This window comes from Streptomyces sp. NPDC006711 (assembly GCF_042869775.1).
GTDB lineage: Bacteria > Actinomycetota > Actinomycetes > Streptomycetales > Streptomycetaceae > Streptomyces.
In genome coordinates this window covers 190,146-210,569 of sequence record NZ_JBIAGO010000011.1, presented here as the reverse complement: position 1 = coordinate 210,569, position 20,424 = coordinate 190,146, and the positions used below count along the sequence as shown (strand labels likewise).

At 73.3% G+C, this 20,424-nt stretch carries 14 protein-coding genes, 1 tRNA gene and 1 pseudogene; 11 read left to right on the top strand and 5 right to left on the bottom strand.

Annotation, left to right across the window (positions count from 1 at the left end; genetic code table 11):
* Positions 1–21: 21 nt before the first annotated feature.
* The 5 genes from ACFYM2_RS22640 (at position 22) to ACFYM2_RS22620 (ending at position 7,082) form a co-directional block, all read left to right on the top strand.
* Positions 22–900, top strand: a complete 879-nt coding sequence (locus ACFYM2_RS22640) for a LysR family transcriptional regulator (protein WP_388455386.1) — start codon at positions 22–24, stop codon at positions 898–900.
* A 326-nt stretch (positions 901–1,226) separates the two neighbouring features.
* A complete protein-coding gene (locus ACFYM2_RS22635; RefSeq protein ID WP_358994970.1) occupies positions 1,227–2,696 on the top strand; it encodes an APC family permease in 1,470 nt (489 codons plus the stop codon).
* A 21-nt stretch (positions 2,697–2,717) separates the two neighbouring features.
* Positions 2,718–3,488, top strand: a complete 771-nt coding sequence (locus tag ACFYM2_RS22630) for a maleylpyruvate isomerase family mycothiol-dependent enzyme (protein WP_388455382.1) — start codon at positions 2,718–2,720, stop codon at positions 3,486–3,488.
* Between the two features lie 97 nt (positions 3,489–3,585).
* On the top strand, positions 3,586–6,216 hold the full coding sequence (locus ACFYM2_RS22625; RefSeq protein ID WP_388838588.1) for an alpha/beta fold hydrolase: 2,631 nt from the start codon (positions 3,586–3,588) through the stop codon (positions 6,214–6,216).
* Positions 6,217–6,224: 8 nt separating this feature from the next.
* On the top strand, positions 6,225–7,082 hold the full coding sequence (locus ACFYM2_RS22620) for an ABC transporter permease (protein WP_358995226.1): 858 nt from the start codon (positions 6,225–6,227) through the stop codon (positions 7,080–7,082).
* A 37-nt stretch (positions 7,083–7,119) separates the two neighbouring features.
* On the opposite strand, the gene ACFYM2_RS22615 is transcribed toward ACFYM2_RS22620, so the two are convergent.
* Positions 7,120–8,391 carry an aminotransferase class I/II-fold pyridoxal phosphate-dependent enzyme gene (locus tag ACFYM2_RS22615; RefSeq protein ID WP_358994961.1) on the bottom strand — a complete coding sequence of 424 codons (1,272 nt, stop codon included), beginning with the start codon at positions 8,389–8,391 and terminating at the stop codon, positions 7,120–7,122.
* Between the two features lie 344 nt (positions 8,392–8,735).
* Between ACFYM2_RS22615 and ACFYM2_RS22610 the strand changes: the two are divergent.
* The 4 genes and pseudogenes from ACFYM2_RS22610 to ACFYM2_RS22595 all read left to right on the top strand — a co-directional run.
* A pseudogene (locus ACFYM2_RS22610) lies at positions 8,736–9,317 on the top strand (ubiquinol-cytochrome c reductase cytochrome b subunit); the annotation flags it as partial.
* A gap of 65 nt (positions 9,318–9,382) precedes the next feature.
* Positions 9,383–9,763 carry a PPOX class F420-dependent oxidoreductase gene (locus ACFYM2_RS22605; protein WP_388838584.1) on the top strand — a complete coding sequence of 127 codons (381 nt, stop codon included), beginning with the start codon at positions 9,383–9,385 and terminating at the stop codon, positions 9,761–9,763.
* 42 nt (positions 9,764–9,805) lie between these two features.
* Positions 9,806–10,477: a TetR/AcrR family transcriptional regulator gene (locus ACFYM2_RS22600; RefSeq protein ID WP_388838581.1), complete on the top strand. Its 672-nt coding sequence runs from the start codon at positions 9,806–9,808 to the stop codon at positions 10,475–10,477.
* Positions 10,478–10,686: 209 nt separating this feature from the next.
* Positions 10,687–11,526, top strand: a complete 840-nt coding sequence (locus ACFYM2_RS22595; RefSeq protein WP_388455372.1) for a glycosyltransferase family 2 protein — start codon at positions 10,687–10,689, stop codon at positions 11,524–11,526.
* A 73-nt stretch (positions 11,527–11,599) separates the two neighbouring features.
* On the opposite strand, the gene ACFYM2_RS22590 is transcribed toward ACFYM2_RS22595, so the two are convergent.
* The 4 genes from ACFYM2_RS22590 to ACFYM2_RS22575 all read right to left on the bottom strand — a co-directional run bounded on the left by ACFYM2_RS22590 (position 11,600) and on the right by ACFYM2_RS22575 (position 16,690).
* Positions 11,600–13,018: a glutamine synthetase family protein gene (locus ACFYM2_RS22590; RefSeq protein WP_388838578.1), complete on the bottom strand. Its 1,419-nt coding sequence runs from the start codon at positions 13,016–13,018 to the stop codon at positions 11,600–11,602.
* Positions 13,019–13,035: 17 nt separating this feature from the next.
* On the bottom strand, positions 13,036–14,559 hold the full coding sequence (locus tag ACFYM2_RS22585; protein ID WP_388838575.1) for an amino acid permease: 1,524 nt from the start codon (positions 14,557–14,559) through the stop codon (positions 13,036–13,038).
* Positions 14,560–14,676: 117 nt separating this feature from the next.
* Positions 14,677–15,708, bottom strand: coding sequence for a hypothetical protein (locus ACFYM2_RS22580; protein WP_388838572.1), 1,032 nt, complete (start codon positions 15,706–15,708; stop codon positions 14,677–14,679).
* Between the two features lie 909 nt (positions 15,709–16,617).
* Positions 16,618–16,690: transfer RNA gene (locus tag ACFYM2_RS22575), tRNA-Arg, on the bottom strand.
* Positions 16,691–17,055: 365 nt separating this feature from the next.
* Between ACFYM2_RS22575 and ACFYM2_RS22570 the strand changes: the two genes are divergently transcribed.
* The gene (locus ACFYM2_RS22570) at positions 17,056–18,660 is read left to right on the top strand and encodes a dynamin family protein (RefSeq protein WP_358995220.1); all 1,605 of its coding nucleotides are present in this window, start codon (positions 17,056–17,058) and stop codon (positions 18,658–18,660) included.
* Positions 18,657–20,408 (top strand): GTPase, encoded by a 1,752-nt coding sequence (locus ACFYM2_RS22565; protein ID WP_388838569.1) that lies wholly within the window; start codon positions 18,657–18,659, stop codon positions 20,406–20,408. Before ACFYM2_RS22570 ends, ACFYM2_RS22565 begins: the two co-directional genes overlap by 4 nt.
* Positions 20,409–20,424 lie beyond the last annotated feature (16 nt).

Genomic DNA, 20,424 nt, shown 5'->3' with positions numbered 1-20,424 from the left:
CGCATTAGCGATACTGATGCCATGGATCCGCATCTGCTGCGCACCTTCGTCGCCGTCGTCGAGCACCGCTCGTTCTCCACCGCCGCCCGGGAACTCGGCTACACCCAGTCCGCCGTGTCGCAGCACATCGCCGCGCTCGAAGCCGACCTCGCCACCCCGCTGCTCGGGCGCCGCCCGGTGGAGCCCACCCCGGCCGGGGCGCGTCTCATGGAGCACGCGCGCCCCCTGCTGCTCCGCCTCGACGCGGCCCGCGCCGACCTCGCCCGGCTCACCGAGGTGCGGCCCGCGCGGCTCGCCGTCGCCTGCGCGCCCGACGCGCTGAGCCCCGCCTTCGCCCGCGCGCTCGGCGTCGTGCGCCAGGCCGTTCCCGGGCTCGCCGTCGAGGTGCGCGTCCTTGGCCGGGACGCGAGCGTGCGGGCGGTCCTGACGGGCGCGGCCGACCTCGGCCTGGTCACCGGCGCCGCCGCGCCCAGCGATCCGCTGCCGCTGCCCGACGCGGGGTCGATGATCACGCGGGGGATCGCCGAGGAACCCCTGGTGGTGCTGCTCCCCGCCGGGCACCCTCTCGGTGGCCGCCCCGCCCTGCGTCTCGGCGATCTCGCGGACGCCCGCTGGATCGACGCCCCGGACGCGGCCGTGCCCCTGGTGCAGCTGCGCGCGGCCGCCCGCAGTGACGGATTCCTGGGCCAAGTGGCGTATGCGGGAACGGAGTTGACGGGGCTCGGGGTGCTCGTCGCCGCCGGGCACGGGATCGTCGCCGTGGCGGCCCGGGTCGCCGAGGAGGTGGCGGGGACGGTCGCCGTGCGGATCTCGGCGCCGCGTCTCGTGCACCGTACCGAGATCGTCCACCCGCGCGAGCCCGCCGACCCCGTGCGGGCGCTGATGGCCGCGCTGACCTGACCGAGTGGCTGGGGGTGCGGGCGGCGGGGGAGCGGGCGCGGCCTGGCATAAGCGTCCGCACTGCGGAAAGTTGTCGACGAACTTCAATGCGGAAGCTACGGTTCCCGTACCGGCCGATCCTGGTTCCTGACGCCCCCTTGACGCCGAAAACCGGCGTAAACCGCGTCCCGATCTTCGGATTCCGCAGGTAACCCCCTATTGACCTGCGGTTCTGCGAAGGATTGCATAACGGCACCCCGGGAGCCCCGAACTCTTCACCACCCGCCTCTGGAGGCGATACCGCTCCCGGTGACCGGACTCCGCACCAGTCGATCGGAACCCGCACGATGACGGAAACGCTCAGCGCTCCCCAAGCGCTCGCCCCCGGGACCGGACCCAGCCCCCGAGAAACACAGAAGCTCAAGCGGTCCATCGGCGTCGTGGGCGGCACCCTGCTCACGCTGTCGTGCGTGACCCCCGCCTCCACGCTGTTCGTCGTCGTGCCCGACCTCTTCTCCACCCTCGGCACCTACACCGCCCTCACCATCGCCATCGGCTCGCTGCTCTGTATCGCCGTGGCGTTCTGCTACTCGGAGCTGGGCACCCTGATCCCCAGCGCGGGCGGCGAGTACGCCATGGTCTCCACGATGGCCGGACGGCTCGCGGGCTGGCTCGTGTTCGTGCTCTCGCTGCTCGTCGTGATGATCGTGCCGCCCGTCATCGCGATGGGCACCGCCGACTACCTCGCGCCGATCGTGCACATCCCGGCCCCCGTCGCCGGCGGCGCGGTCATGCTGCTCGCCACCCTGGCCGGCCTGCTCGACCTGCGTGCCAACGCCTGGATCACCGGCATCTTCCTCGTACTCGAAGTCATCGCGGCCGGTGTCGTCGCCGTCCTCGGCTTCGCCCACAGCGAGCGGGGCGCCTCCGCCCTGGTGCACGGCACGGTCGCCGGTGACGGCCACACCACTTCGACGGTCACCGCGATGATGGTGGTGTCCGGCCTCGCCATCGCCCTCTTCATCACCCAGGGCTTCTCCACCGCCGTCTACCTCTCCGAGGAGCTTGAGCACCCCCGGCGCAACGTCGCCCGCACCGTGCTCGCCACCCTCGCCATCTCAACCGCCGTGATCCTGGTGCCCGTTGTGGCCATCACGCTGGGCGCCCCCGACCTCGCCACCCTCACCAGCGGCAACCTGAGCGACATGGTCAACGCCTGGTCGAACTCGGCGGTCGGCACCTTCGTGAGCCTGTGCGTCGCCCTCGCCATCATCAACGCGGGCATCGTCATGGTCATCCAGAACTCCCGGGTCCTGTTCGCCTCCGCCCGCGACAAGGCCTGGCCCGAGCCCGTCAACCGGGGCCTGTCCCGGCTCGGCCGCTTCGGCTCGCCATGGGTGGCCACCCTCCTCGTCGGCGTCCCCGGCGCGGCCCTGTGCTTCGTCAACCTCGACACCCTCTACGGCGTCACCGGCGTCTCCGTCACCGCCATGTACCTGCTGGTCGCCGTCGCGGCCCTGCTGTGCCGGCGCGGCGCCCACAAGCACGCCACCGCCTGGCGCATGCCGCTGTGGCCCGCGGTCCCGGTGCTGCTCATCGCCGTACTCGCCTACATCCTCACCCAGCAGGAGACCCGCTACCTGGTGTGGACCGGCGGCATCACCGCCGCGGCCACCCTGTACTGGGCGCTGTACCTGCGGCCGCGCCGCGACACCCGCTGGCTCGTCAGCATCCCCGAGGACGAGATGGGTCTGGACGAGGGCGAGGCCGGCCTCCCCGAGAGCGAGGCCGGCCTCCCCGCGAACGCCCGCGCCTGAGGCGTTGCCTAGGGTGTCGCCATGACCCTGGAACACCTGACGTACTGCGACCAAATCGTCCGCCAGAGCGCCGAGTTGCGGTCCCACCTCGCGGGCGCCGACCTCTCGGCGCCCGTACCGACCTGTCCCGAGTGGACCCTGCGCCAGCTCGCCCGGCACGTGGGCGGGGCCCACCGCTGGTCCACCGAGATCGTCCGCACCAAGGCCACCGAGCCGTTCCCGCCGGACCAGGTGCCCGGCGCGGCCGGTCCCGACAGCGACGATCCGGCCGCCCTCGACGCCTGGCTCGCCGAAGGTGCCGAGAACTGCGCGAAGGTCCTGCGCGAGGCCGGGACCGACGTGCCGGTCTGGTCCTGGACGGGCCCGACGACCAGCGCGTTCTGGGCCCGCAGGATGACCCACGAGACCCTGGTGCACCGGGCGGACGCGGCCGGCGCACTCGGCGCCGCCTTCACCGCGCCCGCCGACGTCGCGGCCGACGCCATCGACGAATGGCTCGACGTCCTCAGCTTCGCCCGTGCGTTCAGGAGCAGCAGCGGCAAGCTCGGCGAGCCCGGACAGTCCCTGCACCTGCACGCCACGGACGTTCCCGACGCCGAGTGGTTCATCGAGATCGGCGACGACGGCTTCACCTGGCGCCGCGCCCACGAGAAGGCGACGGCCGTGGTGCGCGGGCCCCTCACCGACGTGCTGCGTGTCCTCTACCGCCGCCTGCCCACCGACTCCCCGGCCGTCGAAGTACTCGGCGAGCGGGCGGTCCTGGACACGTGGCTGGCCAAGACGGCGTTCTGAGCCGGGCACGGACCTGAGCGCACCCGGGCGCAGCCCCGGGCCGCGCTGTGCCCACCGGGCCGCGTCGGTTGTCGGTGCGGGCGCATACCGTTGGGGGATGGAGATCAGGATGGGCAGACGGCGGTGGCGGGCGGCCGCGGCGGCGGCGGTCCTTGCCGTGCTGGCCGGCGCCGGCGTCTGGGGCGCGGCCGACGCGTCGGGCGCGGGCGCCGTGCACCGCCAGGACCAGGTGCTCGACCTGCCGGGAGCGAGGATCGACACCTCGTTCTTCACGGCGGGCGGCGCGCGGGACAAGCGGCCGGCCGTGCTGATCGGGCACGGCTTCGGCGGCAGCAAGGACGAGGTGAAGGGCCAGGCCGAACAGCTCGCGCGCGACGGGTACGCGGTCCTGACGTGGTCCGCGCGCGGTTTCGGCAAGTCCACCGGCAAGATCGGCATCAACGACCCCGCGTTCGAGGTCAAGGACGTCTCGCGGCTCATCGACTGGCTGGCCCGCCGGCCCGAGGTGCGGCTGGACAAGCCGGGCGATCCGCGCGTCGGCGTCACCGGCGTGTCCTATGGCGGGGCGATCTCGCTGCTCGCCGCCGGATACGACCACCGCGTCGACGCGATCGCCCCGGAGATGACGTACTGGAACCTGGCCGACGTCTTCTTCCCCGGCGGCGTCTACAAGAAGCTGTGGGCCGGCATCTTCGTCTCCACGGCGGGCGGCTGCCAGAAGTTCCAGCCCGAACTGTGCGCGATGTACGAGCGGGTGGCGACCGCCGGGCAGCCGGACCCGGAGGCCGTCAAGCTCCTGGAGTCACGCAGTCCTTCCGCCGTCGGCGACCGGATCAAGGTGCCCGCGCTGATCACGCAGGGCCAGACCGACTCGCTCTTCCCGCTCGGCCAGGCCGACGCCATGGCGAAGACGATCGCCGCCAACGGCGCCCCGGTCTCCGTCGACTGGATCGCCGGCGGCCATGACGGCGGCGACCGCGAGAGCGCCCGCACCCAGGCCCGCGTCACCCAGTGGTTCGACCGCTATCTCAAGGACGACAAGGGCGCCTCCACCGGCCCCGCCTTCCGCGTCACCCGCACCGGAGGCGTCAACTCCACCGATGGCGCAGCCCAGTTGAGGGGCGCCACCAGCGGCAGCTACCCCGGCCTCACGAGCGGGCGTGAGGCTGTCGCGCTGACCGGCCGCGAGCAGAGCTTCGGCAACCCGCCGGGCGGCGCCCCGCCCGCGATCTCGGCGGTGCCCGGCCTCGGTGCGGGGGCGGCGGGCCTTTCGGGTCTCTCCTCGCTCGGCGTCGGCCTCTCCCTCGACTTCCCCGGCCAGTACGCCGCGTTCGACTCGGCGCCGCTGACCACCGGCCTCCACATCACCGGGTCACCCACCGTCAGGCTCAAGGTCACGTCGAGCACCGACACCGCCATCCTGTTCGGCAAGGTGTACGACGTGGGGCCCGACGGCAAGCAGCGGGTGCTGCCCTCCCAGCTCGTCGCGCCGCTGCGGGTGGACGGCGCGAAGGGCGGCAGGAGCGTGGAGCTGACGCTGCCCGCCGTGGACCACAACGTCGAGGCCGGCCACCGGCTGCGCCTGGTCGTCGCCGCCACCGACCTCGGCTTCGCCTCCCCGGCCGCACCCGCCACGTACACCGTCGCCCTGGACGGCCCGTCCCTCGGCGTGCCCACCGTGCCCGCCCTGCGGACCGCGTCCGCGGGGCTCGCCTGGTGGGTGTGGGGGCTGCCGCTCGCCGGCGCCCTCATCGGCGCGGCGCTCCTGATCACCCGGCGCACCCACACCCCGGCCCCCGATCCGGAGCTGGCCCAAGTGCCGCTCCAGATCACGGACTTGACCAAGAAGTACGCCAAGTCCAGCGACCGGTACGCCGTACGGGAGCTCTCCTTCCGGGTCGAGAAGGGCCAGGTCCTCGGGCTGCTCGGGCCCAACGGCGCGGGCAAGACCACCACCCTGCGTATGCTCATGGGGCTGATCCGGCCCGACGGCGGCGAGATCCGCGTGTTCGGGCACGCCATCCGGCCGGGCTCGCCCGTCCTGTCCCGGGTCGGCGCGTTCGTCGAGGGCGCGGGCTTCCTGCCGCACCTGTCGGGCCGAGAGAACCTGGAGCTGTACTGGGCGGCGACCGGCCGCCCCTCGGGGGACGCCCGCATGGCGGAGGCCCTGGAGATCGCGGGCCTCGGCGACGCCCTCCAGCGCGCCGTGCGCACCTACTCCCAGGGCATGCGCCAGCGCCTGGCCATCGCACAGGCCATGCTCGGCATGCCGGACCTGCTGATCCTGGACGAGCCGACCAACGGACTCGACCCGCCCCAGATCCGCGAGATGCGGGACGTGATGATCCGGTACGCCGAGGGCGGCCGCACCGTGATCGTCTCCAGCCACCTCTTGTCCGAGGTCGAGCAGTCCTGCACGCATCTGGTGGTCATGGACCGGGGCCGCCTCGTCCAGGCAGGCCCGGTCGCCGAGATCACCGGCGCGAGCGACACCCTGCTCGTCACCACCGCCGAGAAGGTCCCCGAAGCCGTCGTCGACAAGGTGGCCGCGCTGCCCGGCATCGGCTCGGCGCTGGTCACCGACGACGGCCTCCTGATCCGTCTCGACGGGGCGAGCACGACCGAGCTCATCGCCGAACTGCTGCGCCTGGACGTGCGGTTGACCGGCGTCGGGCCGCACCGCCGCCTGGAGGACGCCTTCCTCACCCTGATCGGAGGGACCGCGTGAGCACCCTGATGGAGTCCCCGGCGGAAGAGACCGCGCCGGGCTACCGGCCCGGGCGCACCCTGCCCCTGCGCGTCGAGGCCCTGCGCCAGCTCAAACGCCGGCGCACCCTGGTGATGGGCGCGGTGCTCGGCGCGCTGCCCTTCGTCCTGATCATCGCCTTCGCCATCGGCGGCACCCCGAGCAGCCGGAACGGCCGGATCACCCTGATGGACACGGCCACCGCGTCCGGCGCCAACTTCGCCGCGACGTGCCTGTTCGTCTCGGCGGGCTTCCTGCTGGTGGTGCCGGTCGCGCTGTTCTGCGGCGACACCGTCGCCTCCGAGGCGAGCTGGTCCTCGCTGCGCTATCTGCTGGCGGCGCCCGTGCCACGGGCCAGGCTGCTGTGGTCGAAGCTGGCGGTGGCGCTCGCCTTCAGCGCGGCGGCGATCGTGCTGCTGCCTTTGGTGGCGCTCGCGGCGGGGACCGCGTTCTACGGCTGGGGGCCGCTGGAGATCCCCACCGGCGGCGCGCTCGGCGCGGGCCAAGCGCTGCCCCGCCTCGCGGCGGCGGTCACCTTCGTCTTCGTGTCCCAACTGGTCACCGCCGCGCTGGCGTTCTGGCTGTCCACCCGGACCGACGCGCCGCTCGGCGCGGTCGGCGGCGCGGTCGGCCTGACCATCGTCGGCAACGTCCTGGACGCGGTGACCGCGCTCGGCGACTGGCGCGACTTCCTGCCCGCGCACTGGCAGTTCGCCTGGGCCGACGCGCTCCAGCCGCACCTGGAGTGGGGCGGCATGCTGAAGGGCTCGGCGGTCTCCGTCGCGTACGCGCTCGTCCTGTTCGCGCTGGCCTTCCGCGGCTTCGCCCGCAAGGACATCGTGTCGTAGACCCGGGGTCCTCGCGGGCGCGGTGCGGGCGGACGGATCAGGCGGCGAGCAGCTTCTCGTACCCGACGAGCCGCACGCACGCGGTGAGCCCGAGGATCGCCTGCTCCAGCTCCGCCGGGTCCGGGTAGCTGGGCGCGATGCGGATGGTGGCGTCCTGGGGGTCGTCGCCGTAGGGGTGCGTCGCGCCGGCCGGGGTCAGCACCACGCCCGCCGCGCCGGCCCGCGCCACGACCTCCTTGGCGCAGCCGTCCGGCACCTGGAGCGTGACGAAGTAGCCGCCCTTGGGGACCGTCCAGGACGCCAGGCCCGTGCCGCCGAGCTCGCTCTCCAGGATCCGCTGGACGGTGGCGAACTTGGGCTCCAGCAGGGCGCGCTGGCGCTCCATGTGGGCCCGTACGCCGTCCGCGTCGCGCAGGAACAGCACGTGGCGCAGCTGGTTGACCTTGTCCGGGCCGATCGAGCGCTTGGAGTTGTTGGCGAGCAGCCAGCGCACGTTGGCGGGCGAGGCGCCGAAGAACGCGACGCCCGCGCCCGCCGCCGTGATCTTCGAGGTGGAACCGAAGACGAACGCGCGGTCCTCGTGACCGGCCCCGGCGCACGCGCCGAGGAGGTCGGCGATCTCCACGGGCTCATCGGTGAGGTGGTGCGCGGCGTAGGCGTTGTCCCAGAAGACGCGGAAGTCGGGGGCCGCGGTCTCCATGCGGGCCAGGCGCGCCACGGTCTCGTCGCTGTAGCTGACGCCGCTCGGGTTGCTGTACTTCGGCACGCACCAGATGCCCTTGACGGCCGCGTCCTCGGCGACCAGGCGCTCCACGACGTCCATGTCCGGGCCCGCGTCGGTCATCGGCACCGGGATCATCTCGATGCCGAACCGCTCGCACAGCGCGAAGTGCCGGTCATAGCCGGGCACCGGGCACAGGAAGGCCACGCGCTCCTCGTCCGCCCAGCGCCGCTGCGCGCCGGGCAGGACGCTGAGCAGCGCGTGCACCAGGCAGTCGTGCATGAGCTCAAGGCTGGAGTTGCCCGCGGCCAGCAGCTGCCCGGCCGGCACCTGGAGCACCCCGGCGAAGATCTCCCGCAGCTCCATGAGGCCCTGGAGGCCGCCGTAATTGCGTACGTCGGTGCCGTCCGCGGCGGTGTGGCGGCCGCCGGGCAGGCTCAGCAGGTCCTCGCTGAGGTCGAGCTGTTCGGGCGCGGGCTTGCCCCGGGTGAGGTCGAGCTTGAGACCGCGGGCGGCCAGCGCCTCGTAGTCCTTCCGGGCCCGGTCGAGCAGCCCGGCCAGGGCGTCGGAGCTCAGCTCGGTGGTCATGGTGATTCCTCTCGCGGGGCCGCGCCTACGGGGTACGGCTCGGGGTGGGTGCGCCCCATCGAGCTTACAAAGCCCTCCCCGTCCCCAGCCCTCCCCGGGTCCCCCGGGCAGGCGCACCGCAAGTGGGGAATTCTCCCCGGTCAGACCGATGGGGACGCGGTGGCGCGGCCCCGCAGGGCGCTCCCCTGCTGTTCGGCGTGTGCGTTCCCGTCCGGGGGCGTGCTGGAGCAAGGGAGTTCGCGGTGGCAGGGCGTGGAGAGCGGATCGCCGACTGGGCGGACGGGCGGGTGGGGCTGCACCGGCTCGCCAAGGACAACATGCGCAAGATCTTTCCGGACCACGCGGTCCTCGGCCTGATCGCGGTCTACCCCTTCGTCGAGGCGTGGATCACCAAGGACGCCCGCGAGCACCACCTCCTGGACCGGCCGCGCAACGCGCCCGTCCGCACCGCGCTCGGCGCCGCCTGGATCAGCCTGTATCTGGTCACCCTGGTCGGCGGCGGCAACGACCTGTTCGCCACGCACCTCCACCTCTCGCTCAACGCGATGACCTGGGCGGTCCGCGTCGGCTTCTTCGTGGCGCCCGTGCTCGTCTTCGAGATCACCCGGCGCTGGTGCCTCGGCCTGCAACGGCGCGACCGCGATCTGGTGCTGCACGGCAGGGAGACCGGCGTCATCAAGAAGCTGCCGCACGGGGAGTACGTGGAGGCGCACGAGCCGCTGCCGGCGGCGCGGGTCCACCTCCTGACCGCGCACGAGCAGTACCGGCCGGCCGCCGACGGCAGGTCGCTGCGGGCCCGGCTGTCCCGCGCCTACTTCGGCGGGGGCGGCCAGGTCGCCAAGGCGACGCGGGAGGAGCGCGAACGCCTGGTGGCGGGGCACGGGGGGCACGCGGGTCATTCCGGGCACGAGGGCGCCGGGCGGTGAACCGTACGGGAATGTCGTCGCGTACGCCACGAACCGGCCAACTCGCCGACGCACGACGCCTGTTGGTGACAACCTACGACGCGGACGGGGCCGCGACGACCGACGCCACCTGGGTGGTACGGGACGGCCACGCCCTCGGCGTCCTCCTGCGGGCGGACTCACCGCTGGCCGGCCGCCGCCGCGCGGGCTCACGGGTTCTGGTCGCGGACGGGAAGGGGTCCGGGGCCCTGCGGGTGCGGCCGGTGTTCCTGGACGCGCGGGGAAGCGTCCGCTACCGGGTGGCGCTGATCGACAAGTACGGCCCGGCCGCCCTGGTCGCTCTGGCCCGCGCCCGGCTGCGGCACGGTCTGGCCGGCACGGTGGGCGTACGCCTGGTGACGGGTCCGGGGCGGGCCCGCCTGATCGGCCCGGCCTGGCAGCCGGAATGGACGTACAGCCCGAACTAGCCGGGAAGGGGCGCCCCACCTGCTGCTATAGGGTCGGGAGCCATGGTGCGGCCCAAGAGCGAGAAGAAGTCCCCGCCCCTGCGGCGTGATGCGGCACGCAACCGGGACCTCCTGGTCGCGGCGGCCCGCGCGCTCTTCGCCGAGCAGGGGATCAACGTGCCCCTCGACGAGATCGCCAAGCGCGCGGGGGTGGGCAACGCCACCCTGTACCGGCGCTTTCCGACCCGGGGCGACCTGGTGGAGGCCGTCTTCCACGACGACCTCACCGAGGTGATGGCCTCGGGCGAGCGGGCCCTGGCGGCCGAGGACGCGTGGGGCGCGCTCACCACGTACCTGGAGGGCGTGTGCGCGCTGCTCGCCCGGGACCGGGGGATCGGCGACCTGATGACCACCGGCATCGAGGGCGCGCCGACCCTGGACGCGATCCACGTCCACAACTACGCCACGCAGAGCGAACTGATGCGCCGGGCCGCAGCCGCCGGACAGCTGCGCACCGACGTCGTCCCGGAGGACCTGCTCTTCGCCCTCAGCGCGCTCGGCGGCTCCCTGTACGCGATCGAAAGAGTCCGCCCCGGCTCCTGGCGCCGCCACCTGGCCCTCCTCCTGGACGGCTTCCGCGCCACGGCCCAACACCCGTTGCCAGGACCGGCGTTGACGGCCGACGAGACGAAGGGCGTGTACCGCGAGCTGGGCGGCGAGCCGCCGCAGCCGTGAGGCGCGGCCGCCGGGGCCGAACCGCGATCAGGCGTCGCCCCCCAACTAGCATCGTGGCTCAGTCGACCGCTGGAGCCCGCGCCATGACCCCGTCCCCGTCTTCGTCCCCGCCCCCATCCACGTTTCCGTCGCCGTCCCCCTCCGCACCCCCGTCCTCATCCTCGTCGCCGTCCGCGCCCCCGCTGCGGCTCGGGGTCGTCATCGTGACGATGGGCACGCGTCCTGCGGAGCTTCAGGCCCTGCTGGCCTCGGTGGAGAAGCAGGACGTGCCGGCGGCCCGGGTGGTCCTGGTCGGCAACGCGACCTCGCTCACGGAAGTCGCCACGGACGCGCTCAAGATCCCGCTGGCCGAGAACCTGGGGTGTCCGGGCGGCCGCAACGTGGGCCTGCGGGCCCTGCTCGACGCGGACGAGGCCGACGTCGTCGTCGAACTGGACGACGACGGCCTGCTCATCGCCGACGACGTGTTCCGCCGGGTGCGTGAACTGTTCGCGCGGGAGCGCGAGTTGGGGATCGTCGGGTTCCGGGTCGCCGACGAGCACGGGCACACCGAGCGGCGCTGGGTGCCCCGGCTGCGCGCCGGTGACCCGATGCGGGGCGGTCCGGTGACCGCGTTCCTCGGAGGCGGCCACGCCTTCTCGGTGCCCATGCTGCGGGGGATCGGCCTGTGGCCCGCCGAGTTCTTCTTCGGGCACGAGGAGTCCGACCTGGCGTGGCGCGCGCTCGACGCGGGCTGGAAGATCCGCTACGAGCCGGAGCTGGTCCTCCAGCACCCGAGGACGTCCCCCGCGCGGCACGCGGGCCACTACCGCTACACCGCGCGCAACCGCGTCTGGCTGGCGCGGCGCCGGCTTCCCGCCCCGCTGATCCCGGTCCATCTGGGCGTATGGATCCTGCTGACCGTTCTTCGGACCCGGTCACTGCCCGGCCTCAGGGCGTGGTGGGGTGGGTTCGTCGAGGGCTGGCGGCAGCCGTGCGGGGTGCGTCGGCCCATGGGGTGGGGCACGGTGTGGCGGATGACCCGGCTGGGGCGGCCGCCCGTGCTGTGAGCGCGGGGCGGGCCGCGTGCGCGGGGCGGGGCGTGCGTGGGGCGTGTGGTTCTGCGCGCCCCCCGTCGGGCCGTCAGGCCTGGGTGAACCAGCGGTTCTGTTCGGTGTCCGGGACCGCGTGGCGCTGGTGGGCGAGTTCCACCTGAGCCAAGTGGGCGTAGTGCGACACCACTTCGGGGCCGAACGCCTGCTGCGCGAGGGGGCTCTCGCGGAAGGCGGCCAGGGCTTCGTCGAGGGTGAGCGGCAGCGAGGGGGCGTCCTGGGCGAGGTAGGCGTTGGCGCTCTGGGGTGGCGGGGGTGTCAGATTCCGGTCGAGGCCGTGACAGACGGCGGCCAGGACGGCCGAGGCCGCCAGGTACGGGTTCGCGTCGGCGCCCGGGACGCGTACCTCCAGGTGCAGGCCGCTGCCCCGGCCGACGACGCGGATGGCGCACGTCCGGTTGTCGTAACCCCAGGTCGTCCCGGTCGGGGCGAACGAGCCGGGGGCGAACCGGCGGTAGGAGTTGGTGTTCGGGGCGTACAGCGGGGCCAGCTGCGGCAGCGCCTCCACGAGCCCGCCGATCGCGTGGCGCGCGATGTCGGACAGGTCGCCGTCGAGGGTGACGAGTGCGGGGTCGCCGGAGCGCCACAGCGAGACGTGCACGTGCAGTCCGCTGGCCACGCCGGTCTGCGGGGCGGCCATGTACGTCGCGGTCAGCCCGGCCCGGCCGGCGAGGGTGCGGACCGCGTGCTTGAACAGCACATGGGTGTCGCAGGCCTCAAGGACGGGACCGTAGGGGAACGTCACTTCCACCTGTCCCGGCGCGGCCTCCGTCTTGACGGCCTCCACCGGGGATCCGGCGCCGGCCAGGGCGGACTGGAGGCGGCGCAGGAAACGGTCGAGGACGGGCGGGTGGTCGAGCGCGTAGTCGAGGTTCGTGGCGGTCACCGGTTTCAGGCCGCCGTCCCCGATGCGCGGGGTCTCGCCGAACACCCCCTCGTACAGCAGGAACTCACTTTCGAGCCCGGCCATGGGGTACAGGCCGTGGGCGGCCAGGCGCGCGATCTGGTCGAGCAGCATCTGGCGCGGGGCCACCGCGAGCGGCCGGTGCTCGCGCGCGGTGAGCGCGTGGCCGAGCAGGACGGCCGTCCGACGCTGCCACGGAATCATCCGCAGCGTGCTCAGATCCGGGGCGAGAACCAGGTCGGCGTACCCGTTCTCCCAGGACGTGAGCGCGAATCCGTCGACCGGGTTCATCGCGGCGTCGGTGGCGAGCAGGTAGGCGCACATGTCGGCGTGGCCGCCCGCCACCCGGTCGAGGAAGTGGGCCGCGCCGTACCGCTTGCCCTTGAGGCGGCCCTGGAGATCGGGCAGCGCGAGCAGCACGGTGTCGATGCGGCCCCGGTTCACGGCCGAGCGCAGCTCTTCGAGGTCGAGCCGGCCGGTCCGCGGGCCCCGCCCACCGCTCGCGGCGTGCGGGGCGGGCGCGGGCACGTGGGGCAGCGGGCCCATGGGGGGACGGTTCGGCATCAGATGACGTCGCTTTCCAGGTCGGCCATGTCGTGGTCGACGGCGGCGGCCGGCACGCTGTAGCCGCGACGGGCGATCCGCCACCACAGGGCGGCCAGCACGAGCATGACGACCAGGGCCGCGGGCGCGTAGTTGAACGTGTCCACGGTCATGAGGCCACCCGTGGCCGGGCGGGTCTGGGGCAGGCAGAACAGCACGGTCACGAACGCCACCCAGACCACCGCAACGACGCCGATGGGCACACCCCAGCGGCCCAGGTGCCAGGGCCCGGGCACGAAGCGGCGCCGGTTCTTGACCCGCAGGAAGATGGGGATGGCGTAGGCGGGCGTGATGCCGATGACGTTGATCGCGGTGACGGCGCCGTACGCGGTGGGACTGTAGAGCGACGGCAGCGCGATGACCGCGGCGACCCCGACCGAGAGCCACACGGCGGCCCTGGGGGTGCCGCCCGTGACCCGCTGCCACAGGTGGGAGCCGGGCAGCGCGTTGTCACGCGAGAACGCGAAGATCATGCGCGAGGCCGCGGCGGTCTCGGCGTTGCCGCAGAACAACTGGGCGACGATCACGACCAGCAGCAGCGCCTTCGACCCGCCGGGACCGAGCGCGTCGAGGAAGATCTGCGCCGGCGGGACACCGGTGTCGGTGCCCTGGGTGCCCGCGTAGTCCTGGATGGCGAACGTCAGGCCCGCGAGCAGGACGAACCCGGCCGCCCACGACCAGGTGATGGCCCGCATGATGCCCCGAGGGGCCGCGACCTGCGCGTTGGCGGTCTCCTCCGACAGGTGCGCGGAGGCGTCGTAACCGGAGAAGGTGTACTGCGCGAGCAGCAGCCCGATCATGACCACGTACAGATTGCTCGACCAGCCGGTGTCGTTGACGAACTTGGTGAACACGAACTGGGCCGACTGGTGGTGGGTGGGTACGACGGCGAGGGCGGCCACGATGACGGCGACCCCCACCAGGTGCCACCACACGCTGATGCCGTTGAGGAGATTGACCAGGCGCACCCCGCGCAGATTGAGCACCGCGTGCAGCAGCAGGATCGCGCAGAAGATCAGGATGATCTTCCGCGGGGTGGGCGCGAACCCGAACTGGAGGTTCAGGAGCGCGCCGGTGAACAGCGCACACCCGTAGTCGATCCCGGCGATCGCGCCGAGCAGACCGAGCAGGTTGAGCCAGCCGGTGTACCAGCCCCACTTCTTGCCGCCGAGCTTGTGCGCCATGAAGAACAGGGCGCCGCTCGTGGGATAGGCGGAGGTGACCTCGGCCAGGCCGGCGCCGACGAACAGCACCATGACGCCGACGATCACCCAGCCCCACATCATGACCGCGGGTCCGCCGGTCGTCAGCCCGAACCCGTACAGGGTCATGCACCCGGACAGGACGCTGATCACGGAGAACGAGATGGCCGCGTTGCCGAAACCGGTCATGCGGCGCGACAACTGCGGCGTGTAACCCAGCTCACGCAGCACCAGGTCGTCGGAGTGGGCCCCGGCGGCGCGATGGTGGGACGGGCGAGACATGAAGGAACCTCCAGGCGCGGAGAACGTGTGCGGACGGTGAGCTCGTCCGAGAGCGGACGGTGAGCCCGTCCGAGGGCGGGGCGTGTGGGTCAGGCGATGCGTGTCAGGCGGTGCGTGTCAATCGAGAGCGCGGGTCCCCCAGGAGGCGGCCCGGTGGTCCGGGGCGCGCTTGGCGGCGGCGGCCGACTCGGCCCGGGCCCGCAGGAACAAGGACTCGGCCGCGCGCGGCTGGCTGCCGTAGTCGTGCACCGAGGCCCACGGCTCCCGGGCGGCGTACGGCGCCATCGCCGCGAACACCGCGTCGGCCTGCGCCAGTTGGTGCCCGGCCCACAGGGCACAGGCCAGATGGTTGAGGTCCAGCACCGAGCACCGGGCCGGATCCGTGCGCAGGAACCAGGAGTGGAACGCTCGAAGGGTGTAACCGATCGCGGGCTCCTCCGCCCAGCGCAGGCGCCAGGTCACCGTCCGGCGCTGGTCGCTCTGGCGGCGGCACCGCTCGGCGAGCGCGTACAGCGGCAGCAGGAGCAGGGGCGAGCCTTCGAGCGCCCAGGACGCCACCCACCGGCCGAAGTCGACCACGTCCGCCAGGACCGCGGACTCCGGCGCCCGGCGGGCCAGCAGGAACTGGACCACCCGGTGGTACGCCTCCCGGCTGCCCGGATCGCGCTGATTGACCTCGTGCAGAAGACCCCACGGGCCGGGCGGCAGCATGGGCTCGGCCGCCCGCGCCCTGTGCTCCCCGCGCAGGGCGCGCTCGTCGATCTGGGCCAGGGCCAGCAGGCACAGCCACGGCACCGGGTCGCGCCGCTCGCGGCCGGCCGCGGTGAGCGCCGCGCGCCGCGCTCGCTGCTCCAGGTCCTGGGCGGCGGCGTGCCGCTGGTGGTGCGAGCGCAGCGCGCGCTCGGCCGACACGCGGGCGAGCATCACATGTGCGTCATAGCTGTCCGGCTCCTCGGCCAGCCATGCCTCCGTCACGTCCGAGCCGGCCGCCCTGATGCCGAGCACCTGGGTGCGGAAACTCCGCAGGGGCCAGTTCGCGCCGGTCTCCGCCAGAAGATCACGCATGGCCATCCAGCGGCCGACCTTCAGGGCGGTCAGGGCCGAGCGCAGCTCACCGTCCGCGCCGGCGGGGTGGTACACCGGCTCCATCAGCCCGCCCCGTCCACCACGGCCCGGCGTAAGCGGCGCGACCGGGCGGCCGCGTCCGGCCGATGCGCGCGGGCCGGTCTCGCGCACGGACCGGCCGACGGCGGACGCGACGCCCTGAGGCGGGGGAAACGGGCGAACACCGGTACCTCCAGTACAACTCATGACCGCATGCGGAACCCGCGCTCTTCACCAACTCCGGCCGCGTGGTGGGCCGTTGATCCGTGAGTCTGTCGGAAGAAGTCCCCCGATGTACATGACATTGGGGATGCTATTGCGGTAATTCCCGGGCAGGCAAAGGGATTTGGGCCGGGCCCGGCGAATCGGAGGGAGGCTCGGGATGGCTTCGAGTTCTATAGGACGGCTGTTGCGTTCCCACGTCAGAAACGTGACAACTCCGCCGGTCAGCGGGGCGCCGGCCGGCCGCCGACCGACCGCGTGGCCCGCGCTCAAAGCCCCTTGCTGGTACGGGACTTCGGGGGCGGCGGCCGCCGGGGCGAGCGTCGGGGCAGCGCGCTGCGGCAGCCCCAGGAGAGGTCCCCGGTCCGGCCCGGCGGCGACTTCGCCGTTCCGTAGATACTTGAATTCTGAACGTGCCGAGATTCATCACATCGTGCCTTTGGGGTCGGGCCCGGGCGAATAGGACGCGACTGGGTGCCGACCCCGCCGTCCGGAGAGCTCCATTCCGCTCTCTCGCGGGTATCCGAGCGTGTGGCGGCGGGATTGGACATCGCGGTTGGAGAGGCCGTGGGTGTGGAGGGGGTGAGGGGCGCAGGGAGTAGGCGAGGAAAGGAAGCCGAATCCCTTTCCCGGCCGCCCGTCGGACGCGCGGCTCGCCCGGGGCAAGGAGGGAGCCCTCCGCGAGTGATCTCGCGAAGGGCTCGGTTGCCGCTTGTGACCTGCGTAAAAATGCGCCCCCGGCAGGACTCGAACCTGCGGCCAAGCGCTTAGAAGGCGCCTGCTCTATCCACTGAGCTACGGGGGCCGGGCGGGGCCTCGGTGGGGCTGGGGTCCCGGGCGGCAGGGTTGTCGGTCCGGGGCGGGTCCCGGGCCGGTGACCTTGCCGGGGACAAGGATAGGGCTCCTGTCACCTCGTCCCGGTTGCTTCACCTGCGTGGCACGATGTGGAGGTTCGGTGAAGCGAACCGATAATCGCAGGCAGGTGCGAATCCCGCAGCGGTTTTGACGCTCGTGGCGCAGGGTGTTGTGCACTCGTTATGCCTGCGTCCCACTCGTCCCCTGTGTCCCATCTGTCCGTTCGGTGCGTCCTGGCGGCGTACGGACGCGCGCGGAAGTAGCCATACGCTTCAAAAAGCCGCCAAAATTGGGCATTCTTCGCATGTGGTGACCTTGGACGTACGGCCTCAGCTCATCGACGCACTCTCCGCCCTGCGCGACAGTGTCGCCGCCGTGCGCCTCCCGCTGCCCCTGCCGGGGGCGCCACGTGCCCGGCAGACCCGCGGCGAACTGCTCGCACAGCTCGACGACTATCTGCTGCCCCGCCTGCGCGACCCCGAAGCCCCGCTGCTCGCGGTCATCGGCGGTTCCACCGGCGCGGGGAAGTCCACGCTCGTCAACTCCCTTGTGGGACGCCGGGTGAGCCAGGCGGGCGTGCTGCGTCCCACCACGCGTACGCCCGTGCTCGTCTGCCACCCCGACGACAAGGAGTGGTTCGCCGGAGTGCGGGTGCTGCCCGGGCTCACCCGCGTCTGGCTGCCCCAGCAGCACGAGGACGCCGAACCCGAGGACCTTCCGGGCGGGGACGACGACGGCACCGTACGCGTGGAGACCGCCACCACGCTGCCGCGCGGGCTCGCCCTGCTGGACGCGCCCGACATCGACTCACTGATCGTCAGCAACCGCATCCTGGCCGCCGAACTCATCTGCGCCGCCGACGTCTGGGTCATGGTCACCACCGCGTCCCGCTACGCCGACGCGGTGCCCTGGCACCTGCTGCGTACCGCCAAGGAGTACGACGCCACCCTCATCACCGTCCTGGACCGGGTGCCCCACCAGGTGCTCGCCGAAGTGTCGCGGCAGTACGGCGCGTTGCTCACCCGCGCCGGGCTCGGCGACGTGCCGCGCTTCACCGTGCCCGAACTGCCCGAATCCGCGGGCGCCTCGCACGGCCTGCTGCCCTCCACCGCCGTCGCCGCGCTGCGCACCTGGCTCACCCACCGCAGCCAGGACCCCGCCGCCCGCCAGCAGGCCGTCGCCCGCACCGCGTCCGGCGCCATCGAATCGCTCAACGCCCGGATGCCGGAGCTCGCTTCGGCCGTCGCCGCGCAGTACGCCGCCGCCGTCCGCCTCACCGGCGCGGTCGAGGACGCGTACGCCAAGGAGGGCGAGCGGGTGCGGCGGCGCCTGCGGGCCGGTGAGGTGCTGGCCGGGGACGCGCTCACCCGCTGGCGCGCCCACCCCGGCGGCGCGTCCGCCGGCGAGCTCCTTGACGCGCTCGTGGACAGCCTCGCCGAACTCCTGCGGTGCGCGGCGGCCGCCGCCGACGAGCGGGTCAGGGCGGCCTGGGCGCGGGAGCCGGCGGCGGGGCGGTTCGCCGATGCCGGGCGCCACCAGGACCCCGAGGACCGCATCGGGCTCGCGGTGCGGCGCTGGCGGCGGGTCCTGGAGGAGCTGGCCGAGGACGAGGTGCGGGAGATGGAACGCTCGGTGGCGCCCGATCCCGAGACCGTGGCCGCGCTGCTCGCCGCGGCCCTGCTCGGCGGCCGCAGGGCCCGCAGGGCGGGGGAGCGTCTTGCCGAGCGGATCGGCGCCCAGGGCGCGCTGCGGCTGCGCGACAAGGGCGGCGAGCTCGTCGCCACGTACATCGACCAGGTGCTCGGCGCCGAACGCGAACGGCGGCTCGCCCCGCTGGACGCCCTTGAGGTGACACCCGAGCCGCAGGCCGGGCTGATCGCCGCTCTGTCCGTGGTGCAGAAGGAGAGGAAAGCGGCATGACGCAGGACGTCGAGGACCGCTGGGCCGACGGGCTGATCGCGCGGCGCGCCGCCGAGCCCGGCGAGATGTCATCCGTCGCCGAGGACGGCGAACAGGCGCGGGACGCCGCGTTCGAACCCATCGGCGGGCCCTACGCGGGCGCGGTGCGCGGACGCCTGGACGCACTGCGCGAACTGGTCGGCCTCTCCCGTACGCGCCTCGACGAGCAGGCGCTCGCGGAGGCCGGGCGGGTGCTGGACGAGGCGTCCGCCCGCCAGCGCCTGTCCGCGCGGCACACCGTGGTCGCCGTCGCGGGCGCCACCGGAAGCGGTAAGTCCACCCTCTTCAACGCCCTTGCCAGAAGCCAGATCTCGGACACCGGGCTGCGCCGGCCGACCACCGGCGCGCCCATCGCGTGCAGCTGGACCGACGGTGCCGCCGGGCTCCTCGACCGGCTCGGCATCCCCGGCCGGCTGCGCAGGCGCCCGCTGGAGACGGCGGGCGGCGGCGATCTGGAGGGCCTTGTCCTGGTGGACCTGCCCGACCTCGACTCCGCGCTCGGCACGCACCGCGAGGCCGCCGACCGGGTGCTCGCCCTGGTGGACGCGATCGTGTGGGTCGTGGACCCCGAGAAGTACGCGGACGCCGTGCTGCACGAGCGCTATCTGCGCCCGATGGCGGGCCACGCCGAGGTCAGCTTCGTCGTCCTGAACCAGGTGGACCGGCTGCCCGGCGACGCAGCCGACCTGGTCCTGGACGATCTGCGCCGGCTGCTCGACGAGGACGGCGTGGCGCTCGGCGAGCACGGCGAGCCCGGCGCCTGCGTGCTCGCGCTGTCCGCCCTGACCGGCCAGGGCGTCGCCGAACTGCGCGAACAGCTCGGTCACTTCGTGCGCGAGCGCGGCGCGGCGGGCCGCAGACTGGCCGCCGACGTGGACCGGGCCGCGGCCGAACTGCGTCCGCTGTACGTCGCCGACGGCCGGCCCGGGCTCGGCGAACGGGCCCGCGACGAATTCGCCGACCGCCTCGCCCGCGCGGTCGGCGCCACCGCTGCGGGGGAGGCGGCCGAACGCGAATGGCGCCTGGGCGCCCAGCGCGCGTGCGGGACGCCGTGGCTGCGGCTGTGGCGCTGGTACGACCGCATCCGCGTCCCCGCCACCCAGCGCCCGCGCCCCGATGCCCCCGTCGAGGAGCAGGTCACCGCGCGCCAGCGCGTCGAGCAGGCGGTGCGTACGGTCGCCGACCACGCCACCGCGGGGCTTCCCGCGCCCTGGGCGCAGTCCGTGCGCGAGGCGGCGGTACGGGGCGCGGAGGGGCTTGCGGAGGCCCTGGACGAGCTCGCGGTGCGGGAGGAGCTGGAGCGCGGCGCCTCTCCCAGGCCGCCATGGTGGCCTGCGGCCGTGCTGGCCCAGATGGTGATGACGGCCATTCAGATCGTGGGCGGGCTCTGGCTGCTGGGCCAGATCCTCGGGGTGCTCGCACCGGGGCTCGTGGTGCCCGCGCTGGTGATGCTGGCGGGCGTGGTCGGGGGGCCGCTGGTGGAGTGGGCGTGCGCGGTGGCGGCGCGCGGGCCCGGGCGGCGCTACGGGCAGGAGGCCGAACGCAGGCTCAGGGAGGCCGCCGCGGCCTGCGGGCGGGCCAAGGTCCTCGATCCGCTGGCGGCCGAGTTGCTGCGCTATCGCGAAGTGCGGGAACAGTACGCGGCGGTGGTGGGCGCGGGAGCCACGCGCGCCACGGGGGTGAGCGGGTTGTCCACAACCCGGCGGTAATCCACAGGCCCCGGCA

Coding starts and splice junctions, on each gene's coding strand:
- ACFYM2_RS22585 (WP_388838575.1), bottom strand. CDS start 14,559: ATGTCTCGCCCGTCCCACCATCGCGCCGCCGGGGCCCACTCCGACGAC.
- ACFYM2_RS22565 (WP_388838569.1), top strand. CDS start 18,657: ATGACGCAGGACGTCGAGGACCGCTGGGCCGACGGGCTGATCGCGCGG.
- ACFYM2_RS22615 (WP_358994961.1), bottom strand. CDS start 8,391: ATGACCACCGAGCTGAGCTCCGACGCCCTGGCCGGGCTGCTCGACCGG.
- ACFYM2_RS22590 (WP_388838578.1), bottom strand. CDS start 13,018: ATGGGCCCGCTGCCCCACGTGCCCGCGCCCGCCCCGCACGCCGCGAGC.
- ACFYM2_RS22630 (WP_388455382.1), top strand. CDS start 2,718: ATGACCCTGGAACACCTGACGTACTGCGACCAAATCGTCCGCCAGAGC.
- ACFYM2_RS22580 (WP_388838572.1), bottom strand. CDS start 15,708: ATGGAGCCGGTGTACCACCCCGCCGGCGCGGACGGTGAGCTGCGCTCG.
- ACFYM2_RS22620 (WP_358995226.1), top strand. CDS start 6,225: ATGGAGTCCCCGGCGGAAGAGACCGCGCCGGGCTACCGGCCCGGGCGC.
- ACFYM2_RS22635 (WP_358994970.1), top strand. CDS start 1,227: ATGACGGAAACGCTCAGCGCTCCCCAAGCGCTCGCCCCCGGGACCGGA.
- ACFYM2_RS22595 (WP_388455372.1), top strand. CDS start 10,687: ATGGGCACGCGTCCTGCGGAGCTTCAGGCCCTGCTGGCCTCGGTGGAG.
- ACFYM2_RS22625 (WP_388838588.1), top strand. CDS start 3,586: ATGGAGATCAGGATGGGCAGACGGCGGTGGCGGGCGGCCGCGGCGGCG.
- ACFYM2_RS22640 (WP_388455386.1), top strand. CDS start 22: ATGGATCCGCATCTGCTGCGCACCTTCGTCGCCGTCGTCGAGCACCGC.
- ACFYM2_RS22600 (WP_388838581.1), top strand. CDS start 9,806: ATGGTGCGGCCCAAGAGCGAGAAGAAGTCCCCGCCCCTGCGGCGTGAT.